General features: G+C 64.8%; 17 protein-coding genes. 2 read left to right on the forward strand and 15 right to left on the reverse strand.

Annotated features, from left to right (window positions below; all coding sequences use genetic code 11):
• Positions 1–10 precede the first annotated feature (10 nt).
• From QZ656_RS01560 to QZ656_RS01600, 9 genes are all read right to left on the reverse strand, one after another.
• Complete coding sequence (locus tag QZ656_RS01560; protein WP_291992106.1) at positions 11–739, reverse strand: ABC transporter ATP-binding protein; 729 nt, start codon at positions 737–739, stop codon at positions 11–13.
• Complete coding sequence (locus QZ656_RS01565) at positions 739–1,578, reverse strand: ATP-binding cassette domain-containing protein (RefSeq protein WP_291991729.1); 840 nt, start codon at positions 1,576–1,578, stop codon at positions 739–741. Before QZ656_RS01565 ends, QZ656_RS01560 begins: the two co-directional genes overlap by 1 nt.
• The gene (livM, locus tag QZ656_RS01570; protein ID WP_291991730.1) at positions 1,575–2,885 is read right to left on the reverse strand and encodes a high-affinity branched-chain amino acid ABC transporter permease LivM; all 1,311 of its coding nucleotides are present in this window, start codon (positions 2,883–2,885) and stop codon (positions 1,575–1,577) included. Before livM ends, QZ656_RS01565 begins: the two co-directional genes overlap by 4 nt.
• Positions 2,885–3,799: a branched-chain amino acid ABC transporter permease LivH gene (locus tag QZ656_RS01575; RefSeq protein WP_291991731.1), complete on the reverse strand. Its 915-nt coding sequence runs from the start codon at positions 3,797–3,799 to the stop codon at positions 2,885–2,887. The genes livM and QZ656_RS01575 overlap by 1 nt, the downstream gene beginning before the upstream one ends.
• 175 nt (positions 3,800–3,974) lie before the next feature.
• Positions 3,975–4,268, reverse strand: coding sequence for a type II toxin-antitoxin system RelE/ParE family toxin (locus QZ656_RS01580; RefSeq protein WP_291991732.1), 294 nt, complete (start codon positions 4,266–4,268; stop codon positions 3,975–3,977).
• Positions 4,265–4,489 carry an addiction module protein gene (locus tag QZ656_RS01585; RefSeq protein WP_291991733.1) on the reverse strand — a complete coding sequence of 75 codons (225 nt, stop codon included), beginning with the start codon at positions 4,487–4,489 and terminating at the stop codon, positions 4,265–4,267. Before QZ656_RS01585 ends, QZ656_RS01580 begins: the two co-directional genes overlap by 4 nt.
• A gap of 191 nt (positions 4,490–4,680) precedes the next feature.
• Positions 4,681–7,824, reverse strand: a complete 3,144-nt coding sequence (putA, locus tag QZ656_RS01590) for a bifunctional proline dehydrogenase/L-glutamate gamma-semialdehyde dehydrogenase PutA (protein ID WP_291991734.1) — start codon at positions 7,822–7,824, stop codon at positions 4,681–4,683.
• A gap of 177 nt (positions 7,825–8,001) precedes the next feature.
• Positions 8,002–9,099, reverse strand: a complete 1,098-nt coding sequence (locus QZ656_RS01595; protein ID WP_291991735.1) for a branched-chain amino acid ABC transporter substrate-binding protein — start codon at positions 9,097–9,099, stop codon at positions 8,002–8,004.
• Positions 9,096–9,752 (reverse strand): GntR family transcriptional regulator, encoded by a 657-nt coding sequence (locus QZ656_RS01600; protein ID WP_291991736.1) that lies wholly within the window; start codon positions 9,750–9,752, stop codon positions 9,096–9,098. The genes QZ656_RS01595 and QZ656_RS01600 overlap by 4 nt, the downstream gene beginning before the upstream one ends.
• Positions 9,753–10,220: 468 nt before the next feature.
• Here QZ656_RS01600 and QZ656_RS01605 point away from each other — a divergent pair, with 468 nt between their 5' ends.
• Together QZ656_RS01605 and QZ656_RS01610 are read left to right on the forward strand one after the other, a co-directional pair.
• Positions 10,221–10,454 carry an AbrB/MazE/SpoVT family DNA-binding domain-containing protein gene (locus QZ656_RS01605; RefSeq protein ID WP_291991737.1) on the forward strand — a complete coding sequence of 78 codons (234 nt, stop codon included), beginning with the start codon at positions 10,221–10,223 and terminating at the stop codon, positions 10,452–10,454.
• Entirely contained in the window at positions 10,441–10,845 is a 405-nt protein-coding gene (locus QZ656_RS01610; RefSeq protein WP_291991738.1) for a PIN domain-containing protein, read from the forward strand. The genes QZ656_RS01605 and QZ656_RS01610 overlap by 14 nt, the downstream gene beginning before the upstream one ends.
• A gap of 183 nt (positions 10,846–11,028) precedes the next feature.
• On the opposite strand, the gene QZ656_RS01615 is transcribed toward QZ656_RS01610, so the two are convergent.
• The 6 genes from QZ656_RS01615 to QZ656_RS01640 all read right to left on the reverse strand — a co-directional run bounded on the left by QZ656_RS01615 (position 11,029) and on the right by QZ656_RS01640 (position 17,803).
• The gene (locus QZ656_RS01615) at positions 11,029–11,952 is read right to left on the reverse strand and encodes a DUF3616 domain-containing protein (protein WP_291991739.1); all 924 of its coding nucleotides are present in this window, start codon (positions 11,950–11,952) and stop codon (positions 11,029–11,031) included.
• 432 nt (positions 11,953–12,384) lie between these two features.
• Entirely contained in the window at positions 12,385–13,200 is an 816-nt protein-coding gene (locus QZ656_RS01620; RefSeq protein ID WP_291991740.1) for a DUF547 domain-containing protein, read from the reverse strand.
• Between the two features lie 9 nt (positions 13,201–13,209).
• On the reverse strand, positions 13,210–15,354 hold the full coding sequence (locus QZ656_RS01625; protein ID WP_291991741.1) for a bifunctional TVP38/TMEM64 family protein/FAD-dependent oxidoreductase: 2,145 nt from the start codon (positions 15,352–15,354) through the stop codon (positions 13,210–13,212).
• Between the two features lie 82 nt (positions 15,355–15,436).
• Positions 15,437–16,144: a haloacid dehalogenase type II gene (locus QZ656_RS01630; protein WP_291991742.1), complete on the reverse strand. Its 708-nt coding sequence runs from the start codon at positions 16,142–16,144 to the stop codon at positions 15,437–15,439.
• 61 nt (positions 16,145–16,205) lie between these two features.
• Positions 16,206–17,204, reverse strand: coding sequence for an arsenosugar biosynthesis radical SAM (seleno)protein ArsS (arsS, locus tag QZ656_RS01635; RefSeq protein ID WP_291991743.1), 999 nt, complete (start codon positions 17,202–17,204; stop codon positions 16,206–16,208).
• A gap of 389 nt (positions 17,205–17,593) precedes the next feature.
• Positions 17,594–17,803, reverse strand: coding sequence for a hypothetical protein (locus QZ656_RS01640; RefSeq protein ID WP_291991744.1), 210 nt, complete (start codon positions 17,801–17,803; stop codon positions 17,594–17,596).
• Between the last annotated feature and the right edge of the window lie 3 nt (positions 17,804–17,806).

The following is a 17,806-nucleotide window of genomic DNA, read 5'->3' on the forward strand; positions in this document are numbered from 1 at the left end:
CAGCCGCCGGCTAAGCGGCCGTCTCGGTCTTCTGGCCGGCTTCGAGATACGCGGCGCGTACCTCCGGACTGGCCAGCAGTTCGCTGCCGGTTCCCGAGAGGATGATCTCGCCGTGCTGCAAGACGTAGGCGCGATGGGCGACGCGCAGCGCGTGGTGGGCGTTCTGCTCGACCAGCAGGATGGTCATCCCGTGCTCGCGGTTCAGCTCGCGGACGATCTGGAAGATCTTCTTGATGTACAGCGGCGCCAGTCCCAGCGACGGCTCGTCGAGCAGCAGCAGTTGCGGGCGGCTCATCAAGGCGCGGGCGATGGCCAGCATCTGCTGCTCGCCGCCCGAAAGCGTGCCGGCGCTTTGCGTGCAGCGTTCTTCGAGAATCGGAAACAGCGCGTACATCCGCTTGAGGTCGACGGCGAAGTTCATCTCTTCGCCGAGAACGGCGCCCATCTGCAGGTTCTCGATGACCGTCATGCGCGGGAAAATGCGCCGTCCTTCGGGTACCAGCGAGATGCCGCGGCGGGCGATTTCGTGCGTCGGCAGCGCGGTGATGTCCTCGCCGTCGAAGACGATGCGCCCGGCCGAGGCGCGTGGCTGGCCGAAGATCGACATCATCAGCGTCGACTTGCCGGCGCCGTTGGCGCCGATCAGCGTCACCACTTCGCCGACCTGCACCGCGACATCGACGCCGTGCAGCGCGTGAATGCTTCCGTAGTGGGCATGGACGCCCGACAGTTGCAGCATCATGGTTTCGCCTCCGCGTGCAATTCTTCGTCGGCATCGTCCTCGCCCAGGTAGGCCTTGATGACGTTGGCGTCCTGCTGGATGTGTGTCGGCGTTCCTTCGGCGATCTTGCGGCCGTAGTTGAGGACGCAGATGTGGTCGGAAACGTTCATCACCACGCTCATGTCGTGCTCGATCAGCAGGATGGCGATGCCTTCGTCGCGTGCCAGGTGCTTGAGCAGATCGTTGAGTTCGGCCGATTCGCGCGGATTGAGGCCGGCGGCCGGCTCGTCGAGGCACAGCAGCAACGGGTCGACACACAGCGCACGGGCGATCTCGATGCGCCGCTGCATGCCGTAGGGCAGGTCGCCGGCGGCGGTGTTGGCCTTGTCGATCAGCTCCAGGCGCTTGAGCCAACCGATCGCCTTGGCGATCGCCTTTTTCTCGGCCCGGCGGTACGAGGCCAGGCCGAACAGACCGGCCAGCGAGAAACGCGAGGCGTGTTGCAGGGCATTGTGCTGGGCGACCATCAGGTTCTCGAGGACGGTCATTTTCGGGAATAGGCGGATGTTCTGAAAAGTGCGCACGACCTGCGCCTTGTGCGCCACCTCATGGCTGGGCAGCGTTTCGAGGCGCATCAGGCCGCGTTGCGGGTGGTTGAGGCGAACGCTACCTTCGGTCGGTTTGTAGAAGCCGGTGAGGCAGTTGAAGAAGGTCGTCTTGCCGGCGCCGTTCGGGCCGATGACACCGGTGATCTGGCGCGCGGCGACGTCCAGCGACATGTCGTCGATGGCCAGCAGGCCGCCGAAGCGCATGGTCAGACGTTCGACGCTGAGCAGGGGAGCGCTGGCGGTGCTCATCGGCTGTCTCCCTCGGCGACGTAGCGCATCGTCGGTTCGCGGTGGGCGAGGATGCCGCCCGGCTTCCAGACCATGATCATGACCATCGCCGCACCGAAGAGCAGCATCCGGTACTCGGCAAAGTCGCGCCCCAGTTCGGGCAGCAGGACCAGTACCAGCGCCGCCAGAACGACGCCCAGCTGGCTGCCCATGCCGCCGAGAACGACGATCGCCAGGATGATCGCCGATTCGCTGAAGGTGAAGGACTCGGGCGAGATGAAGCCCATCCGGGCGGCAAAGAAAACGCCGGCGAAGCCGCCGAGCATGGCCCCGATGGCGAAGGCCGAGAGCTTGACGTTGCGGGCGTTGATGCCCATCGCCTTGCAGGCAATCTCGTCTTCGCGCATGGCTTCCCAGGCACGCCCGATCGGCAGCTTGCGCATGCGCGAGACGAAGACGTTGGTGATCAGGGCCAGCGCCAGGATCAGGTAGTAGAGAAAGATGATCCGATGGCTGGGCGAGTACTCCAGACCGAAAAACGAGGCAAAGGTCGGGTCGTCGCCGGGTGGCTTGAGTTCCAGACCGAAGAAGGTCGGGCGGGGGATCGAGGCAATCCCGTTCGGACCCCCGGAGAGTTCCGTCCAGTTCACCAGGATGACGCGGACGATCTCGCCGAAACCGAGGGTCACGATGGCCAGGTAGTCGCCGCGCAGACGCAGCGTCGGCCAGCCGAGGATGACGCCGAAGGTCGCCGCCATAGCGCCGGCGACCGGTAGAGCTTCCCAGAAGCTCCAGCCGAATTGCGTCGCCAGGATGCCGTAGGTGTAGGCGCCGACGGCGTAGAAGGCGACGTAACCGAGATCGAGCAGTCCGGCCAGGCCGACGACGACGTTCAGCCCCCAGCCGAGCATCACATAGATCAGCACGGTGGTCGCGGTATCGACGACGTAACGGTTGTCGGAGAAAAAGATCGGCAAGGTCAGCGCAACACCAAGCGCCGCCCAGCCGACCCAGGTCAGCAGCGGGCTGGCTGCCCGGCCGCTGGCGCTGGCCACCGTCGTGACATCGACGGCGCGCTCGCGGGTCAGTTGGTGGGCCTTGAACTGGTCGATGGCAAAGCGCAGGATCAGGCGGCCGGCAAAAGCGACGGCGACGAAGGCGAAAAGCGTCGGCCAACGGGTGGCGACGCGCAAGGTACCGCCCTGGTCGACGGTCGTCAGACCGATCATCGGAATTCCCAGCAGCAGGGCGATGAAGGCGACCGCGACGGCGTCCTTGAAGCGCGCCGCCGGCGAGATGGTGTGGGTGGCGAGAACCAGGGTAGCCATCAGACTTTCTCCACTTCAGGACGACCGAGCAGACCCGACGGGCGGAACATCAGCACCAGGATCAGGATGCTGAAAGTCGCCACATCCTTGTACTCGGCCGACAGATAAGCCGCCCAGAACGCTTCGATCAGGCCGATCAGCAGGCCGCCGAGCATCGCTCCCGGCAAGGAGCCGATGCCGCCGAGGACAGCGGCGGTGAAGGCCTTGATGCCGGCGACGAAGCCGATGTAGAAATCGACGACGCCGTAATAGACGGTGACCATCACGCCGGCGACCGCGGCGAGCGCGGCGCCGAGCATGAAGGTCAGCGAAATCGTCCGGTCGACGTTGATTCCGAGCAGCGCGGTCATCGTCCGGTCCTGCTCGCACGAGCGTTGCTGTCGCCCGAACGAGGTCTTGGTGATCAGGTACGTAAAGCCGCTCATCAGTGCGACGGTGACGAGGACAATGAGGATTTGCGTGTAGGCCAGGCGAACCGTGAAGCCGTCGACGGTCAGCAGGTCGATGCCGCCGACCAGCACCGGCGGGATCGGCTTGACGCGTGCGCCCTGCGTCAGCTGCACCATGTTCTGCAGGAAGATCGACATGCCGATCGCCGAGATCAGCGGCGCCAGCCGCGTCGCGCCGCGCAGCGGCCGGTAAGCGATGCGCTCGACGGCCCAGCCATAAACCGAGGTGAACAGGACGGCGACGATCAGCACCAGCAGCAGCGCCAGCGGTACCGAACTGACGCCGAAGGTCGCGAGAATGGTGAACACCGTGACGGCGATGAACGCACTGACCATGTAGATATCGCCGTGCGCGAAATTGATCATGCCGATGATGCCGTAGACCATCGTGTAGCCGATGGCGATCAGACCATAGACGGCGCCAAGTGTCAGGCCGTTGATCAGTTGCTGAAGTGCCAGAGCCATCGCCTTCCTCCTTTGCTGCTTGCGCAAGATGCGCTGATTGTTAGGGCGGCGTCAGGTGCAATGAGCCTGTCGTCGGTAGTTTTCAGCTCCAACTGGTACGGATTGGTCGCGGCTACGGCCGTCAATCAGTTTTTCCGTACTTTGCCGGATGACTTTGGGACGCCTCGGCTGGCAGCTATTTGCTCCTGGGCTGCCAATAATCGGGTTCCCGGCGGAGGTGCATGATCGCGACAACAAACAGGACGTCATCTTGTTGCGAGTACAGGATTCCATAGGGGAAGCGCCTTACCAATGACCGTCTGACGTCCTCGGCAAGACTCGGCCATGCCATTGGGTAGGCTATCGTGCGTTCAATGGCCGAGTACACCTCAACGGCAAAGTCGTAGCCCAAACCCGGTTCACACTCTTCGTAGTAGTCAATCGCGTGCAAGAATTCGGTTTCCGCTTCCGGGTGGAATGCGTACTTCACGCTGAAAATCTGTTCCAGATCTTTCGGAACACTTCGTCTCCAGGAACGGCTTCAAGTTCGCCAGCGCGCAGTTCCGCCAAGCGTTTTTTGGCAACCAGCGCCCATTTCTCGTCAATATCCGTTGTTGGTTGGTTGAGACTTTTCAGGATCGAGTCGACGACCATCGCTCTCTCTTCAACTGGCAGAGAAATTGCCTCTGCTATCAAGTCGGCTGTCTTCATGTGAGCTCCAGGTAATGTCACCAAATCGTACAGTCAAACGTCGCTACTCGGGGGCGGCGGGACGCTGGCGATGCGTCCGCGGTGGCGCGTTGCTCTTCGGCAGCGGCCGCTGGTGATTGTTGCGCCTACGCTCGCCTCTCGGCATGGCTGCCCCTCCTGACTATTTCCCGGGCCTGAGGCGGGGTCTTGCATCATTCATCACCCGCGTCCATGGCCATCAAGCTGGCGTTGCCGCCGGCGGCGGTGGTGTCGACCGATAGCGTACGTTCGCTGGCGAAGCGGTAGAGGTAATGCGGGCCGCCGGCCTTTGGCCCGGTTCCCGACAGTCCCTCGCCGCCGAAGGGCTGGACGCCGACGACGGCGCCGATGACGTTGCGGTTGACGTAGGTGTTGCCGACGTGTAGCCGGCCGGTGATGCGCCGGATGGTCTCCTCGATGCGGCTGTGGATGCCCAGCGTCAGGCCGTAGCCGGTGCTGGCGATGGCCTCGCAGACCTTGTCGAGGTCCTCGCCGCGCCAGCGGATGACGTGCAGGATCGGCCCGAAAACTTCGCGTTCGAGGCGCGACAGGCTGTCGATCTCGTAGGCGCGCGGCGCGAAGAAGCTGCCGTGGGCGGTCGCCTGCTCGTCGAGCGGGCAGCTGGCGATCGGCGTCGCGAAACTGTCCAGCCAGCTGGCGTGGGCGAGCAGCACCTTGCGCGCGGCGTCGTCGATCACCGGTCCGACGTCGGTGCGCAGGTCGGCGGGGTCGCCGATGCGCAGCTCCTGCATCGCGCCGGCGAGCATGCTGCAGACGCGGTCGGCAATGTCGGCCTGGACGAAGAGGACGCGCAAGGCCGAACAGCGCTGGCCGGCGGAGTTGAACGCCGATGCGACGACGTCGCGGACGATCTGTTCGGGTAGCGCCGACGAATCGGCGATCATCGCGTTCTGACCGCCCGTTTCGGCGATCAGCGGCACCAGCGGGCCGTCCTTGCCGGCCAGCGTGCGGGCGATGATTCGCGCCACTTCGGTCGAGCCGGTAAAGGCGACGCCAGCACAGTCACGAGCGGCGACCATCGCCGCGCCGACGCGGCCGTCGCCGGGCAGGAAGGCCAGTGCCTCGACCGGGATGCCGGCGCCGTGCAACAGGCCGACGGCCAGCGCGGCGACCAGTGGCGTCTGCTCGGCGGGTTTGGCGAGCACCGTGTTGCCGGCCGCCAGCGCGGCGGCGATCTGGCCGACGAAGATCGCCAGCGGGAAGTTCCACGGGCTGATGCAGACGAAAACGCCGCGGCCGTGCAGCGACAGGCAGTTGCGCTCGCCGGTCGGCCCCGGCAGCTCGATCACCGCCGCGAACTTTTCCTTGGCCTGGGCCGCGTAGTAGCGGCAGAAATCGATCGCTTCGCGGACCTCGGAAACGGCGTCGACCTGGATGCGGCCACCTTCGCGAACGATCAGCGCGACGAGTTCGGGAAGGCGCACCTGCATCGCGTCGGCGGCGCGGTCGAGGGCGGCGGCACGGCTGCTCGCCGGCGTCGCTTCCCACGCCGGGAAAGCCGCCTGGGCGACCGCCATGGCGGCGTTGACGTCGGCGCTGCTGGCCTCGATCACCTGCCCGACGACCTCGCGCTGGTTGGCCGGCGAGCAGACTGGCCGGCTGCTGGCGCCAGAGCCCTGCTTGCCGGCAATCAGCGGTGCCGCCAGGTAGTTGACCCTGGTGCTCGCCTTGATGGCGCTGCGCAGGTCTTCGAGCGTCGCTTTGTCGTTCATGTCGAGTCCTTCACTGTTGCGGCGCTCGGCGCCGAAGAGGTCGCGCGGCAGCGGAATGCGGCTTTGCCGTTTGATCGTCAGCGCCGCCAGTTTTTCGACGGGGTCGGCGATCAGGGCGTCGATTGGCAGGTCAGCGTCGGCGATGCGGTTGACAAACGACGAATTGGCGCCGTTCTCCAGCAGGCGGCGGACCAGATACGCCAGCAGGTCTTCATGACTGCCGACCGGCGCATAGACGCGACACGCGCGGCCGAGCTTGTCCTTGCCGACGATCTGGTCGTAGAGCTCTTCGCCCATGCCGTGCAGTCGCTGATATTCCCATTCGTCGCTGCCGCCGGCACTGATGGCGATTTCGGCAACGGCCGCCAGGGTGTGCGCGTTATGCGTCGCGAACGCCGGGTAGAAAGCCTGCGGGTCGGCGAAGAGGCGCCTGGCGCACGCCAGATACGACACGTCACTGGCCACCTTGCGCGTGAACACCGGGTAATCGGACAAGCCGCGCTCCTGCGCCATCTTGATCTCGGCGTCCCAGTAGGCGCCCTTGCACAGGCGCACCAGCAGTCGCCGCTGGCCGCGGTGGGCGATGTCGGCGAGCCAGTCGATGACCGGCAGGGCGCGCTTCTGGTACGCCTGCACGGCGAGTCCGAGGCCGTTCCAGCCGACCAGTTCGTGATCGGTGGCCAGCGCCTCGATCAGTTCCAGCGACATTTCCAGCCGCTCGGCTTCTTCGGCGTCGATCGTCAGACCGATGTTGCGCGCCTTGGCGCGCACCGCCAGCGCCTTGATCGCCGGCAGCAGCTCGCGGCGAACGCGGTCCTCGTTGGCCACCTCGTAGCGCGGGTGCAGCGCCGAGAGCTTGATCGAGATCGACGGCGCGATGAACGGTGGCCGGCCGGCGGCCGAGTCGCCGATGGCGGCGATAGCTTTGCTGTAGGAATCGAAATAGCGCAAGGCGTCGGCGCTGGTCCGCGCCGATTCGCCGAGCATGTCGTAGGAGTGGCGGTAGCCGGTTTTCTCGGCACCACGCGCACGCTCGAGCGCTTCGTGGATGTTGCGCCCCATGACGAACTGCTTGCCGAGAATGCGCATCGCGGTGATTACCGCCTGGCGGATCACGGGTTCGCCGGTACGCGCCACCAGTCGCCTGAGCGTGCCGCCGAGCTTGCGGTCGGCGGTGTCGAGATTAACGATCCGGCCGGTGAGCATCAAGGCCCAGGTGCCGGCATTGACGAAGGTGCTGTGCGACGCGCCGAGCCGCTTTTGCCACTCGGTGCTGCCGATCTTGTCGCGGATCAGGCGATCGACGGTTTCAGCGTCGGGGATTCGCAGCAGTGCTTCGGCCAGGCACATCAGGACGACGCCTTCGCGCGACGAGAGGTCGTAAGTGGCCAGGAAGGCGTCGATGCCGCCGGTCTTCAGGCGCCGGTCACGAACGGTCTGGACCAGCGGTGTCGCGCGCTGCCGGATGCCTTGCTGCTCGGAAGGCGTAAAACGCGCCGCTTCGATGAGTTCTTCGACGATTCGTTCTTCGTCAATGCGGTGATAGTCACGCAGACGCTGCTGGAGGGCTTGGGGTGTAGCCACGCTCGTTCCTGCCTTTCAGTCGATTGGACGCGACACGCTGCTGGCGTGTCGCGTCACCTTGCCGAAATTCCCGACGTCTGGCGGACGCCGAGTGAGCTTCTCGGTCGAGGCGCCGTCTCGCTGGCGGCCTCGACCGGCGCGCCTGCCGACTTCTGCCGGTAGGCGCGCCTCTGACGCCTACATCTTCACGTAGTCGTACTTGCCACCTTTCCACTGATAGACCATGAAGCCGGGCAGCTTGTTGTCGCCCTTGGCGTCGAAGCTCAGCTTGCCGATGACGGTTTCGAAGCTGCCTTCACGCATCGCCTTCTCGAGGTCCTTGTACTTGGTACTCTTGGCTTTCTCGGCGGCTTCGGCGAACAGCTGCATCGCGGCATAGGCGTACATCACGTAGCCCTCGGGGTCGATCTTGGCGTCGCGAAACTCCTTGACGACACTGGCTGCGGCGGGGTTCTTGCGCGGGTCCGGGGCAAAGGTGAACAGCACGTTGTCGGAGGCCGGTCCGGCAGCGGTCACCAGCTCGGAGTTGGTCATCGTATCGCCGCCCATTATGGTCAGTTTCAGACCGGCTTGCTGCGCCTGGCGGAGGATCAACGCCACCTCGGTGTGGTAGCCACCAAAAGCCAGTACCTGAACGCCGGCTGACTTGAGCTTGCTGACCAGTCCCGAATAATCCTTTTCACCGGCGGTGATCGACTCGCGCAGCGTTGGCTTGATGCCCTTGGCGGCCAGCGCCTTGGCGATCTCGTCGGCGAGTCCCTTGCCGTAGGCGCTCTTGTCGTCAACGACGGCGATCTTCTGGCCCTTGAAATGCGAGGCCAGGTAATTGCCGGCGACCAGACCCTGCTGGTCATCGCGACCCATGATCCGGAAGACGTTCTTCAGACCGCGTTCGGTGACCTGCGGGTTGGTCGACACCGTCGCCATCGGGATCTGCGACTCGTTGTAGACGTCCGACGCCGGGATCGTCGAGCTCGAGCACCAGTGACCGTGCATGAAGACGATCTGCTTGTTGACCATCGTGTTGGCGACCGAGACCGCCTGTTTCGGGTCGCAGGCGTCGTCGCCGACTTCCAGCTGCAGTTTCTGTCCGAGAACGCCGCCCTTGGCGTTGATGTCGGCGACCGCCATCTCGGCGCCCTTGCGGATCTGGTCACCCGCCGACGCGTATTGACCGGTCATCGGGCCGGCAATGCCCACCAGGATATCGGCGTAGGCCTTGCCGCCAGCCAGGGCAAGCAGGCTGAAGCCGGCCACCAGGATCTGTTTTCTCATTTCTTTCCTCCTTTGCTACGGTGCTCGTTTAAAAAATGGACAAGTGACGCACCCGCCTCGAGCACATGCGCTCGAGTGAGTTCTGCCGCTGCGTCGGCGTCCCGGCGGACGAACGCGTCGAGAATCGCGGCGTGTTCGTGCTGGGTCTTCGGCATTTCGGTGGCCACCGACAACAGGGCGCGGACGTAACGCTCGACCTTGTTGTACAGCGTGCGGATCTCGGCCAGCAGGACCGGGCGTCCGGCGGCGCCGTAAAGCGTTGAGTGAAACAGCCAGTTCAGCTCGCCCCAGCCGCCGGTGTCGGTGGCCCGCGCAAAGGCGTCGAGGTGCTGGCGCGCGTCTTCGATGCTCTGCGCGTCGATCAGCGGCGCAGCCAGGCGTGCCGCCCGGGCTTCGAGCATCGCCCGGATTTCCATGTACTCGTCAATCTCGGCGGCCGATAATGAGGCGACGACGGCGCCGCGGTGCGGCAGGAAGGTCACCAGGCCCTTGGCCTCGAGGTGTTTGAGCGCTTCGCGAACGGGAATCTTGCTGACCTGGAAGTGACTGGCAATTTCGTCCTGGCGGAGCACCTCGCCGGCCGGCAGCAGGCCGGCGACAATCGCCTTCTTGAGCGTCTGGGCGACGTGATCAGACGCGCTGAGGCGCGGCATTTTCTGCGCTGAGATCAGTTCAAGAACCGTCGACATGGTCGGTAAGCGGCGCTCCGGATATCGTATACGATATAAGCATGCTGCGGCGACCTTAGCGACAGTGCGCAGCGATGGCAAGCTGCAGTGCACCATCGGTCGTGGGGCGGAGAAGTGGCTCTCGCCGGTGAAAAGTATCCAACGCCTGTCTGGTTTTTCGCTGCAAGGCGTGCCGCGATGATCGAAACACGTCTTGCCACCCTGTTCAAGAACGGCGCCAGCCAGGCGGATCAGCGGCCAGCGGACGCCACCTCATCATGACGGCCTGTGGTGACGTGGCGAAGAATCGAGTCGCTTTCTGTCGAGGAGGGCAGTCTTCGCCCGCCCTCGCGTCTACGTTTTCTTTCGACATCGAGCCCACACTCTTGGCAATGGTGGTCCGTGTAGATATACAATTGGCGGCGTATATCATCAATCGATGGAGGGTGCGTCATGCAAGTGGCCAAATGGGGCAATAGCCTTGCGGTGCGGATTCCGGCGGCGGTTGTCCAAGCCATGCGTCTGCAGGAGGGCGACGAAATCGAGATCCAGGTGCTGGGGCCGCGGGCTTTCGAGATCGCCAGGAAACCAGACGTTCCGGAACTTCTGGCACGGCTGCGGAAGTTCCGCGGCCGCTTGCCCGCCGATTTCAAGTTCGACCGGCTTGAAGCCAGTGAGCGCATCTAAACACTTCATCGACACCAACGTCCTCCTGCACCTGCTTTCAGGTGACCCTGGAAAAGCGGATCGTGCCGAGCAACTGATTCAGGCCGGCGGCACGATCAGTGTGCAGGTACTCAACGAATTTGCCTCGGTCGCCTCGCGCAAACTGAAGATGTCGATCGCCGAAATTCGCGAGATACTCGAAACGATCCGCGAAGTCCTGGAGATTGCTCCGCTGACGGAGGAGTCGCACACGCTGGGATTACGGATTGGCGAGCAGTATCTGCTGTCGATCGATGATGCGATGATCGTCAGCGCAGCCTTGCTCGCCGGCTGTTCGGTGCTCTGGTCCGAAGATATGCACCACGGATTGGTGGTCGATCGGAGCCTCGTCATTCAAAACCCATTCCGCTGATTGCCGGCAAGGACATGGCCAGGTCCGTCGCGTGCAATCAGCGAAGCGCCTTGCACCGGGCAGCGGCTGCCAGACCCGACGCTTCGCTCAGGAAGCAGGCGGCACGGATTGTGCGTGCGCCGCACGACGCGCAGCGCGCAGCGCCAGCGAAGACAACAGGTCGGAGCGGGCGCTCGCCAGTCGCTACTCGATCTGTAGTTGGTCCGGGTCGAGAAGCAGAAAGCGGGCGAAGCGCCCCTGCGTCCTGCTGCCATCGTCGCTGACGATGATGATCCGCTGGCGACCATCGATCAGCGCCGAGCTCACTCCCTCGGCGTGCTCGAAACCGGCCAGGCCGGCGACCGACACCCGGCGGGAGGGAGCCGCTGGATCACCGCTCCAGAACCACAGTTCGAACTGCTCCTGCTCTTTGGCCAGCGGGCCGGCAATCACCAGATAGCCGTTGAGCACCGCAAGGTAAGACATGCCGCGGATCCCCTTGCCGCCGAGATCCAGCGTCACCAGCGTCGCCGAGATCGACGGCTCGTGGTGCGAGTCAAAGATCGCTTGCGGATTTTCGATGCTGGCGATAATCGCCCGCTGCTCAAGCAGTGGGCTGCGCAATCCGATCAGCAGACGGCGCTGATCAGCGCTCATCGCCAGTGCTTCGATGTTCAGCCCGCCGTCTTTTTTCACGTCGGGAATCTTGGCAGCAGCGGCCAACAGCGGCTGGGCGGCGATCAAGGCTGCCTTGATTGGCGGCGCCAGCAGCGGCTCGGCGACGCGGTCGCCGGCGACGCGAAAGCGCACCAGCCTTTCGCGCGAGGCCTTCTCGCGCCCGTCGCCGTCGCGCGAATGCGAGGTGATCGCGTAGACGTATCCCGCCTGGTCGACGGTGACGCCTTCGAGGTCGTCGAGGTCCCAGAAGTCGTCACCGGCTTGCTGCACGCCCGACGGGTGCAGGGGGGTGCAGCGGACGCTGCCGTCGGCATCGATCTCGAGCACGCTTAGCGGTTGCTGCAGCTCGTCTTCGACGACGATGAAGCGGCCGTCGGCGAGCTGCTGGATACCCGACGGTTCGTAGGTGCCCGTCAGTGGGCGGAAGCTGGGGGTGTCGTTCAGCGCCAAGGTGCAATCTCCGGTCGCGGGTTAATGTGAAAGTCGCGTAAGCGACTCACGAATCTCTCTTCTCGCCACTGCGGGAGAAGGGCCGGGGTGAGGCGGGGAATTCAGGGAGCCGGCTCCCCGCCCGGCGAACGATTGTGGCGTGCCCGTCATTGCGAGCGCAGCGAAGCAATCCAGGGGTTTCCAGCGGCGGACTCCGCGGGGTGGCCCGGAAGAGACTACTGGACTGCCACGTCGCTACGCTCCTCGCAGTGACGGCGTCGCTGGCGCTTACGTGCAAGCCGGAATGCGCGCTGCAAGTGAGAGGGGGCGTGGTCATGACCTTCATGATCGGGGGTATCTCAACAGGCCATGACCGTTAGCAGGTAGGTGAAGCTCACGAGGTGCTCGGGAGTATCCCCGGGCCTCGCGGTCGCCGTCAACCGGTGAGCACGGTCAGCGGACGTCGTTCAGTCGCCAGTCGTACTCCAGGAATTCGAGTCGGTAGTCGCCGCCGCGCACGCGCGCGCGGGCCGTGGGCGTGTCGGCGAGCTGCTCGGCGTAGCGGGCGAAGGTGGCGGCGAGCGTCGCGAAGCCGGCGTGGCCTTGCGCGAAGTCGTCGCCGTACCAGTCGAAGATCTTCGAAACCTGCAGCCGGCCGCTGGCGGCGTCGAAGCGGTTGCGACTGCGATCGGCGAAGAAGCGGCGCATCGCGTCGTCGAGTTGGGCGTCGAGACGCTCAGCGCTGAAGGCTTCGTTGCGCAGCATCGGACAGCCGATTGAAGCGCAGACCAGCGCGACGTGGATGCGCGGGTCGTCGAAGGCGCCCGGCGCGCGAATCAGCCCGTGCTCGACGTCGTCGAGCGAGCGCTGCGCGCCGAGCAGGCTGAAGAAGGTCTTTTTCCAGGGCGACCGGAAGACGCCGCCGAGATCCTTGATCGATTGCAGGTCGGGGTATTTGCCGAGGACCAGTTCGATGGTGAAGGCGTTGTAGGCGTTGATCAGGAATGCCAGCCGCTGCGCCTGGCTCCAACTCGCGTAATCGGCCTCGCTGACCGCCGACACGCTCGCCAGGTAGGCACGGAGCAAGGGCCGGTCGCTCTGCATGCTGGCGTAACGCACCTGCGAAGCGTTGCCGTCGGTAATCAGCAGCACGTTCTGCTTGAGGAGCGCATCCCACGCCGCGTGGCGGTGGTCAAAGGCGCTGGCCGCCGCCGCCGTGCTCGCCGCGCCGAGGATCAGCAGCAGCAACGCGATTAACAAGCGACGCATCGGGCTGCCCTAGCCGCGGCGCCAGGCGTGGAAGCGGCCGACCCATTCGAGCAGTTTCTGCGGGGCGTGCGCCTTCTTCCAGTTGCCGGCGACGTACTTGTTGGCTTCGGCGAGCGTCGGGTAGATATGGATGGTGCCGAGGATCTTGTTCAGGCCGATGCCGTGGCGCATCGCCAGCACATACTCGGCGATCAGGTCGCCGCCGTGTTCGCCGACGATGGTGACGCCGAGGATGCGGTCTTTGCCCGGTACCGTCAGGACCTTGATGAAGCCGTGCGCTTCGCCGTCGGCGATCGCCCGGTCGAGGTCGTCGAGGCCGTAAACGGTCACTTCGTAAGGGATTTTGCGCTCGCGCGCGTCGCTTTCGTTGATGCCGACGCGCGCCACCTCGGGTTCGACGAAGGTCGACCAGGGGATCACCGAGTAATCGGCGCGGAACTTGCGGAAGGGGTCGAAGAGCGCGTTGACCGCCGCGTACCACGCCTGGTGCGCCGCCGTGTGCGTGAACTGGAAGGGGCCGGCGACGTCGCCGGCGGCGTAGATGTTCGGATACTTGGTCTGCAGGAAGTCGTTGGTGGTGACCGTTCGTTGGCCGGCGATTCCCAGTTCCTCGAGGCCGTAGCCGCTGAGGTTGGCGACCCGGCCGACGGCGACCAGTAACTCGTCGAAGGCGATGCGGACTTCTTGCCCGTCGTGTTCGGCGATCAGGATCTTCTCGCCGTCCTCGACGACGAAAGCCTTGGCCTGGTGATTGACCAGTACGGCAATGCCCTCGACGCGGAAGCGCTGCGTCACCAGTTCAGACACTTCGGGATCCTCGCGGACCATGATTCGTGGCCCCTGTTGCACCTGCGTCACGTGTGCGCCGAAGCGCGCGAAGGCCTGCGTCAGCTCGCAGCCGATCGGGCCGCCGCCGAGGACGAGCAGCCGTTTGGGCAATTGGCGCAGCTTCCAGACGGTGTCCGACGTCAGATAGCCGACTTCGGCCAGGCCTGGCAGCGGCGGCACGAAGGGCCGGCCACCGGTGGCGATGACGATGCTGCGCGTGCTCAGTCGCTCCTTCTCGCCGTTGTTGCGGACGATATCGACCTCCCACGGCGAGACGATCGTCGCGCTGCCCTCGATCACCTCGACACCGAGGCCGGTGTAGCGCTCGATCGAATCGTGCGGTTCGACGGCCTTGATGATCCGCTGCACACGCTCCATCACGTCGGCGAAGTCAAAATCGGCGCGAGCGTCGCGAATACCGAACTCCGGCGAGCGCTGGATGTGCGAGAGCAGCTTGGCCGAACGGATCAAGGCCTTGGACGGCACGCAGCCGGTATTCAGGCAATCGCCGCCGAGCTTGTGTTTTTCGACCAGCGTCACCTTGGCCTTGACCGCCGCGGCGATGTAGGCGGTGACCAGTCCGGCCGAGCCGGCGCCGATGACCACCATGTTGCGGTCGAAGCGCGCCGGCCTCTGCCAGCCGGCATAAACCTTCCTGGCGGCCAGCGCATCGACGACCTTCTTGGCCAGCAGCGGGAATACCCCAAGGAGGACAAACGAGCCGAGGAGGCCGGGCGACAACACACCCGACAGCGAGTCAATCTTCGCCAGTTGCGTGCCGGCATTGACGTACACCAGCGTGCCGGCGAGCATGCCGAGCTGGCTGACCCAGTAGAAGGTGCGCGTCCTGAGCGGCGTCAGCCCCATCAGCAGGTTAATCACGAAGAAGGGAAAGACCGGCACCAGACGCAGCGTGAACAGGTAGAAGCCGCCTTCCTTGTCGACGCCCGCGTTGATCGCCCGCAGGCGCTCGCCGAAGCGCTTCTGCACCCAGTCGCGCAGCAGGAAGCGCGACGCCAGGAAGGCGAGGGTGGCGCCGATCGAAGACGCGAAGGACACCAGCAGCAAGCCCCAGAAAAGCCCGAAAGCGGCGCCGCCGACCAGTGTCATCACCGCCGCGCCGGGCAGCGACAGGCCGGTAACCACGACGTAGGCGATGAAGAAAAGCAGCGCCACCTTGAGCGGCTGCGCCGCGCGCCAGGCCTCGATCGCCTCTTGTTGAGCCTTGAAGTAGTCGAGACTCAGGAAACGGCCCAGATCGAGCGCAAAAAAAGCCAGCAGCAAGCCAGCCAGCGCCGCCAGCACCAGCAGTCGTCGAGTATTCATCGCCGCCTTTCGGATTCTTGGTATCGTGATTCTTAAATATCGTTATTGGTAGCCCGCTCTGTCGTCCGGCGCGCCGACGGTCTTACATGGTGGTCGCTGGCAACGCCGGCAAGACGATGGGCGGCAGCGCGGCGAGGTCCTCGATCTCGCCGTCGGGAGTCGCCGGAATCCGCTCGGCGGCTTGCCCGAAGCGATTGCACCACAGCACGCGAAAGCCGAAAGCCTTGGCCGAGTACGCGTCCCAGCCGTTCGACGACAGGAAGCAGATCGCCGCCGGCGCGACCTGCAGCGTATCGGCCGCCAGGCGATAGACCGCCGGGTGCGGCTTGAAGACGCCGACGTCTTCGACCGAAAGGACAGCGTCGAAAACGTCGTCCAGGCCACTGCTCGAAACCACCGCGGCGAGCATCGCCGGCGTCCCGTTCGAGAGGATCGCCAGCTTCATCCCCGCCGCCTTCAGCTGGCGCAGCGTCTCGACAACTTCGGGATACGTTCCGAGGTGCAGGTAGAGGTCCATCAGGCGTTCGCGCAGGCCGGGTTGGTCGATGTTCAGCGTCGCCAGCGAAAAATCGAGCGCGTCGCCGGTGACCTGCCAGAAATCGGCGTGCCGACCGGCGAGGCCGCGCAGCCAGGTGTATTGCAGCTGCTTCTGGCGCCACAGCTCGGAAAGGCGCAGCCAGTCGTCGCCGAGTACGTCGCGCGCCGCCAGCGCCGCGCTGTTGAAGTCGAAGAGCGTGCCGTAAGCGTCGAAAACGCAGGCTTCGACGCCGTCGAGTTGGAGTTTTTCCATGTCTTGTCTTTCGTGTCGTTAGAGAGTTGCCAACCAGGGCGCCAGCGCCGCAGCCGGCCGATCAGACGCCGCAGGCCGGCGCGGCGGCGATTTCCTCGCCGAGCGCGCCACCGCAGCTCGATCCCTGTCCCGCCGTGCAGCCGTAGCAGTGATCGGCGACGCGGATCGGTCGGCCTTCGAGAGCCGCGGCGGTGACTGCGGTGATGTGCAGGCGAGGCTGGCCCGGCTTGCCGAGCGGTAGGCCGAGCTGCTGGTTGAAGTCGCAATCGTAGAGGTAGCCCTGCCAGTCGATCGACAGCAGATTGCGGCACATCACGTTGTCGACGTTGGCGTCGCGGTGCGCGCTGCGCAGCAACTGCATGTAGCTGTTGAACTGCCCCTTCGAGATGAGCATCGATCCGAAGCGCTGGATCGGCATGTTGCTGAGCGTAAACAGATCGTTGAAGACGATGCCGAACTCCTGCCCGAGGTGCTCGCGGTAGGCGGCGGTCAGTGCCTCCTGTGGCGGCGGTAGCGTCGGACCCTGCGGATTGAACACCAGATTCAGCAGCAGGCCGCTGTCGGGCGCCGCGTAGCCAAGCGCGTTGAGTCCCTGCAGGCCGCGGATGCTGGCGTCGAAAGTGCCTTTGCCGCGTTGCCGGTCGACATTCTCTTCGAGATAACACGGCAGCGAGGCGACGACCTCGACGCGATGCGCGGCGAGAAAGCCGGCCAGATCCTCGTGCCCCGGTTCTTCGAGAATCGTCAGGTTGCAACGGTCGATGACGCGCAGACCGCGTTGCCGGCCGGCGACCACCAGCCGGCGGAAGTGTTTGTTGAGCTCGGGTGCGCCGCCGGTCAGGTCGAGCGCCTTGACCTCCGGACTGGCAGCGATGAAGTCGAGCAGCGCGTCTATCGTTTCGGCGGTCATTTCCTCCTTGCGCTGCGGGCCGGCATTGACGTGGCAGTGCACACAGCTCTGGTTGCAGCGGTAGCCGAGATTGACCTGCAGGGTCTCGACCGAGCGCCGACGCAAGGCGGGGAAGGTGCTGATCGCGAGAAGGGGGAGGGTGGCGTGCATGGTGACTTTCTCAGGTTGATTGTTTGACCTTGGTCGACGGCGGGGATCGTTCCTTACAGTGTGGGTCGGCGATCGGGCGCGCCAGGTGGGCTGTTGGCGTCCAGGGTAAGCACCATACGGCATTCGCGGAAGGTGCGCCGCGTGTTGGCAAAGAGGCGAGGCGCGTGTCGGCAGCGGCATTGGCCCTGGTAGAGGATGGCGGGCAAGCGCGGTGCTGTGGGCGTTGCTGGCGTACTGGCCGCGCCGATCCGAATGCGCCGCCAGACCCCTCGGTATTTACCGTTGTGTAATGGTCATTTGCACGGCCGAACAGAGTAGCTTGGCAGGCATGTTTGGGGGGGCGCTCAGCCCACGATCTTGCGCTAGAACCGGAGCATCATAGCGGCCAGCTAAAAGCAGTCGCTACCTGTGCGGATGTGGCTGATGTCCGCGAGCCAAGCGGCATTCGCTTTGGTCGATTCGAACTGCCTGTTGAGCAGCTTGCCAACGCCGGCCTGGCCCGATTGTTCTGCCGCAACTGGCGTCAGCCAGCGGCGGACGGCCGTCTCGCCGAGGCCCACGTCTGGGCAAACCATGCGCCATAGTCGGTCCTTGATCATTGA

The organism is Candidatus Accumulibacter sp. ACC003 (assembly GCF_907163085.1).
Classification (GTDB): Bacteria; Pseudomonadota; Gammaproteobacteria; order Burkholderiales; family Rhodocyclaceae; genus Accumulibacter.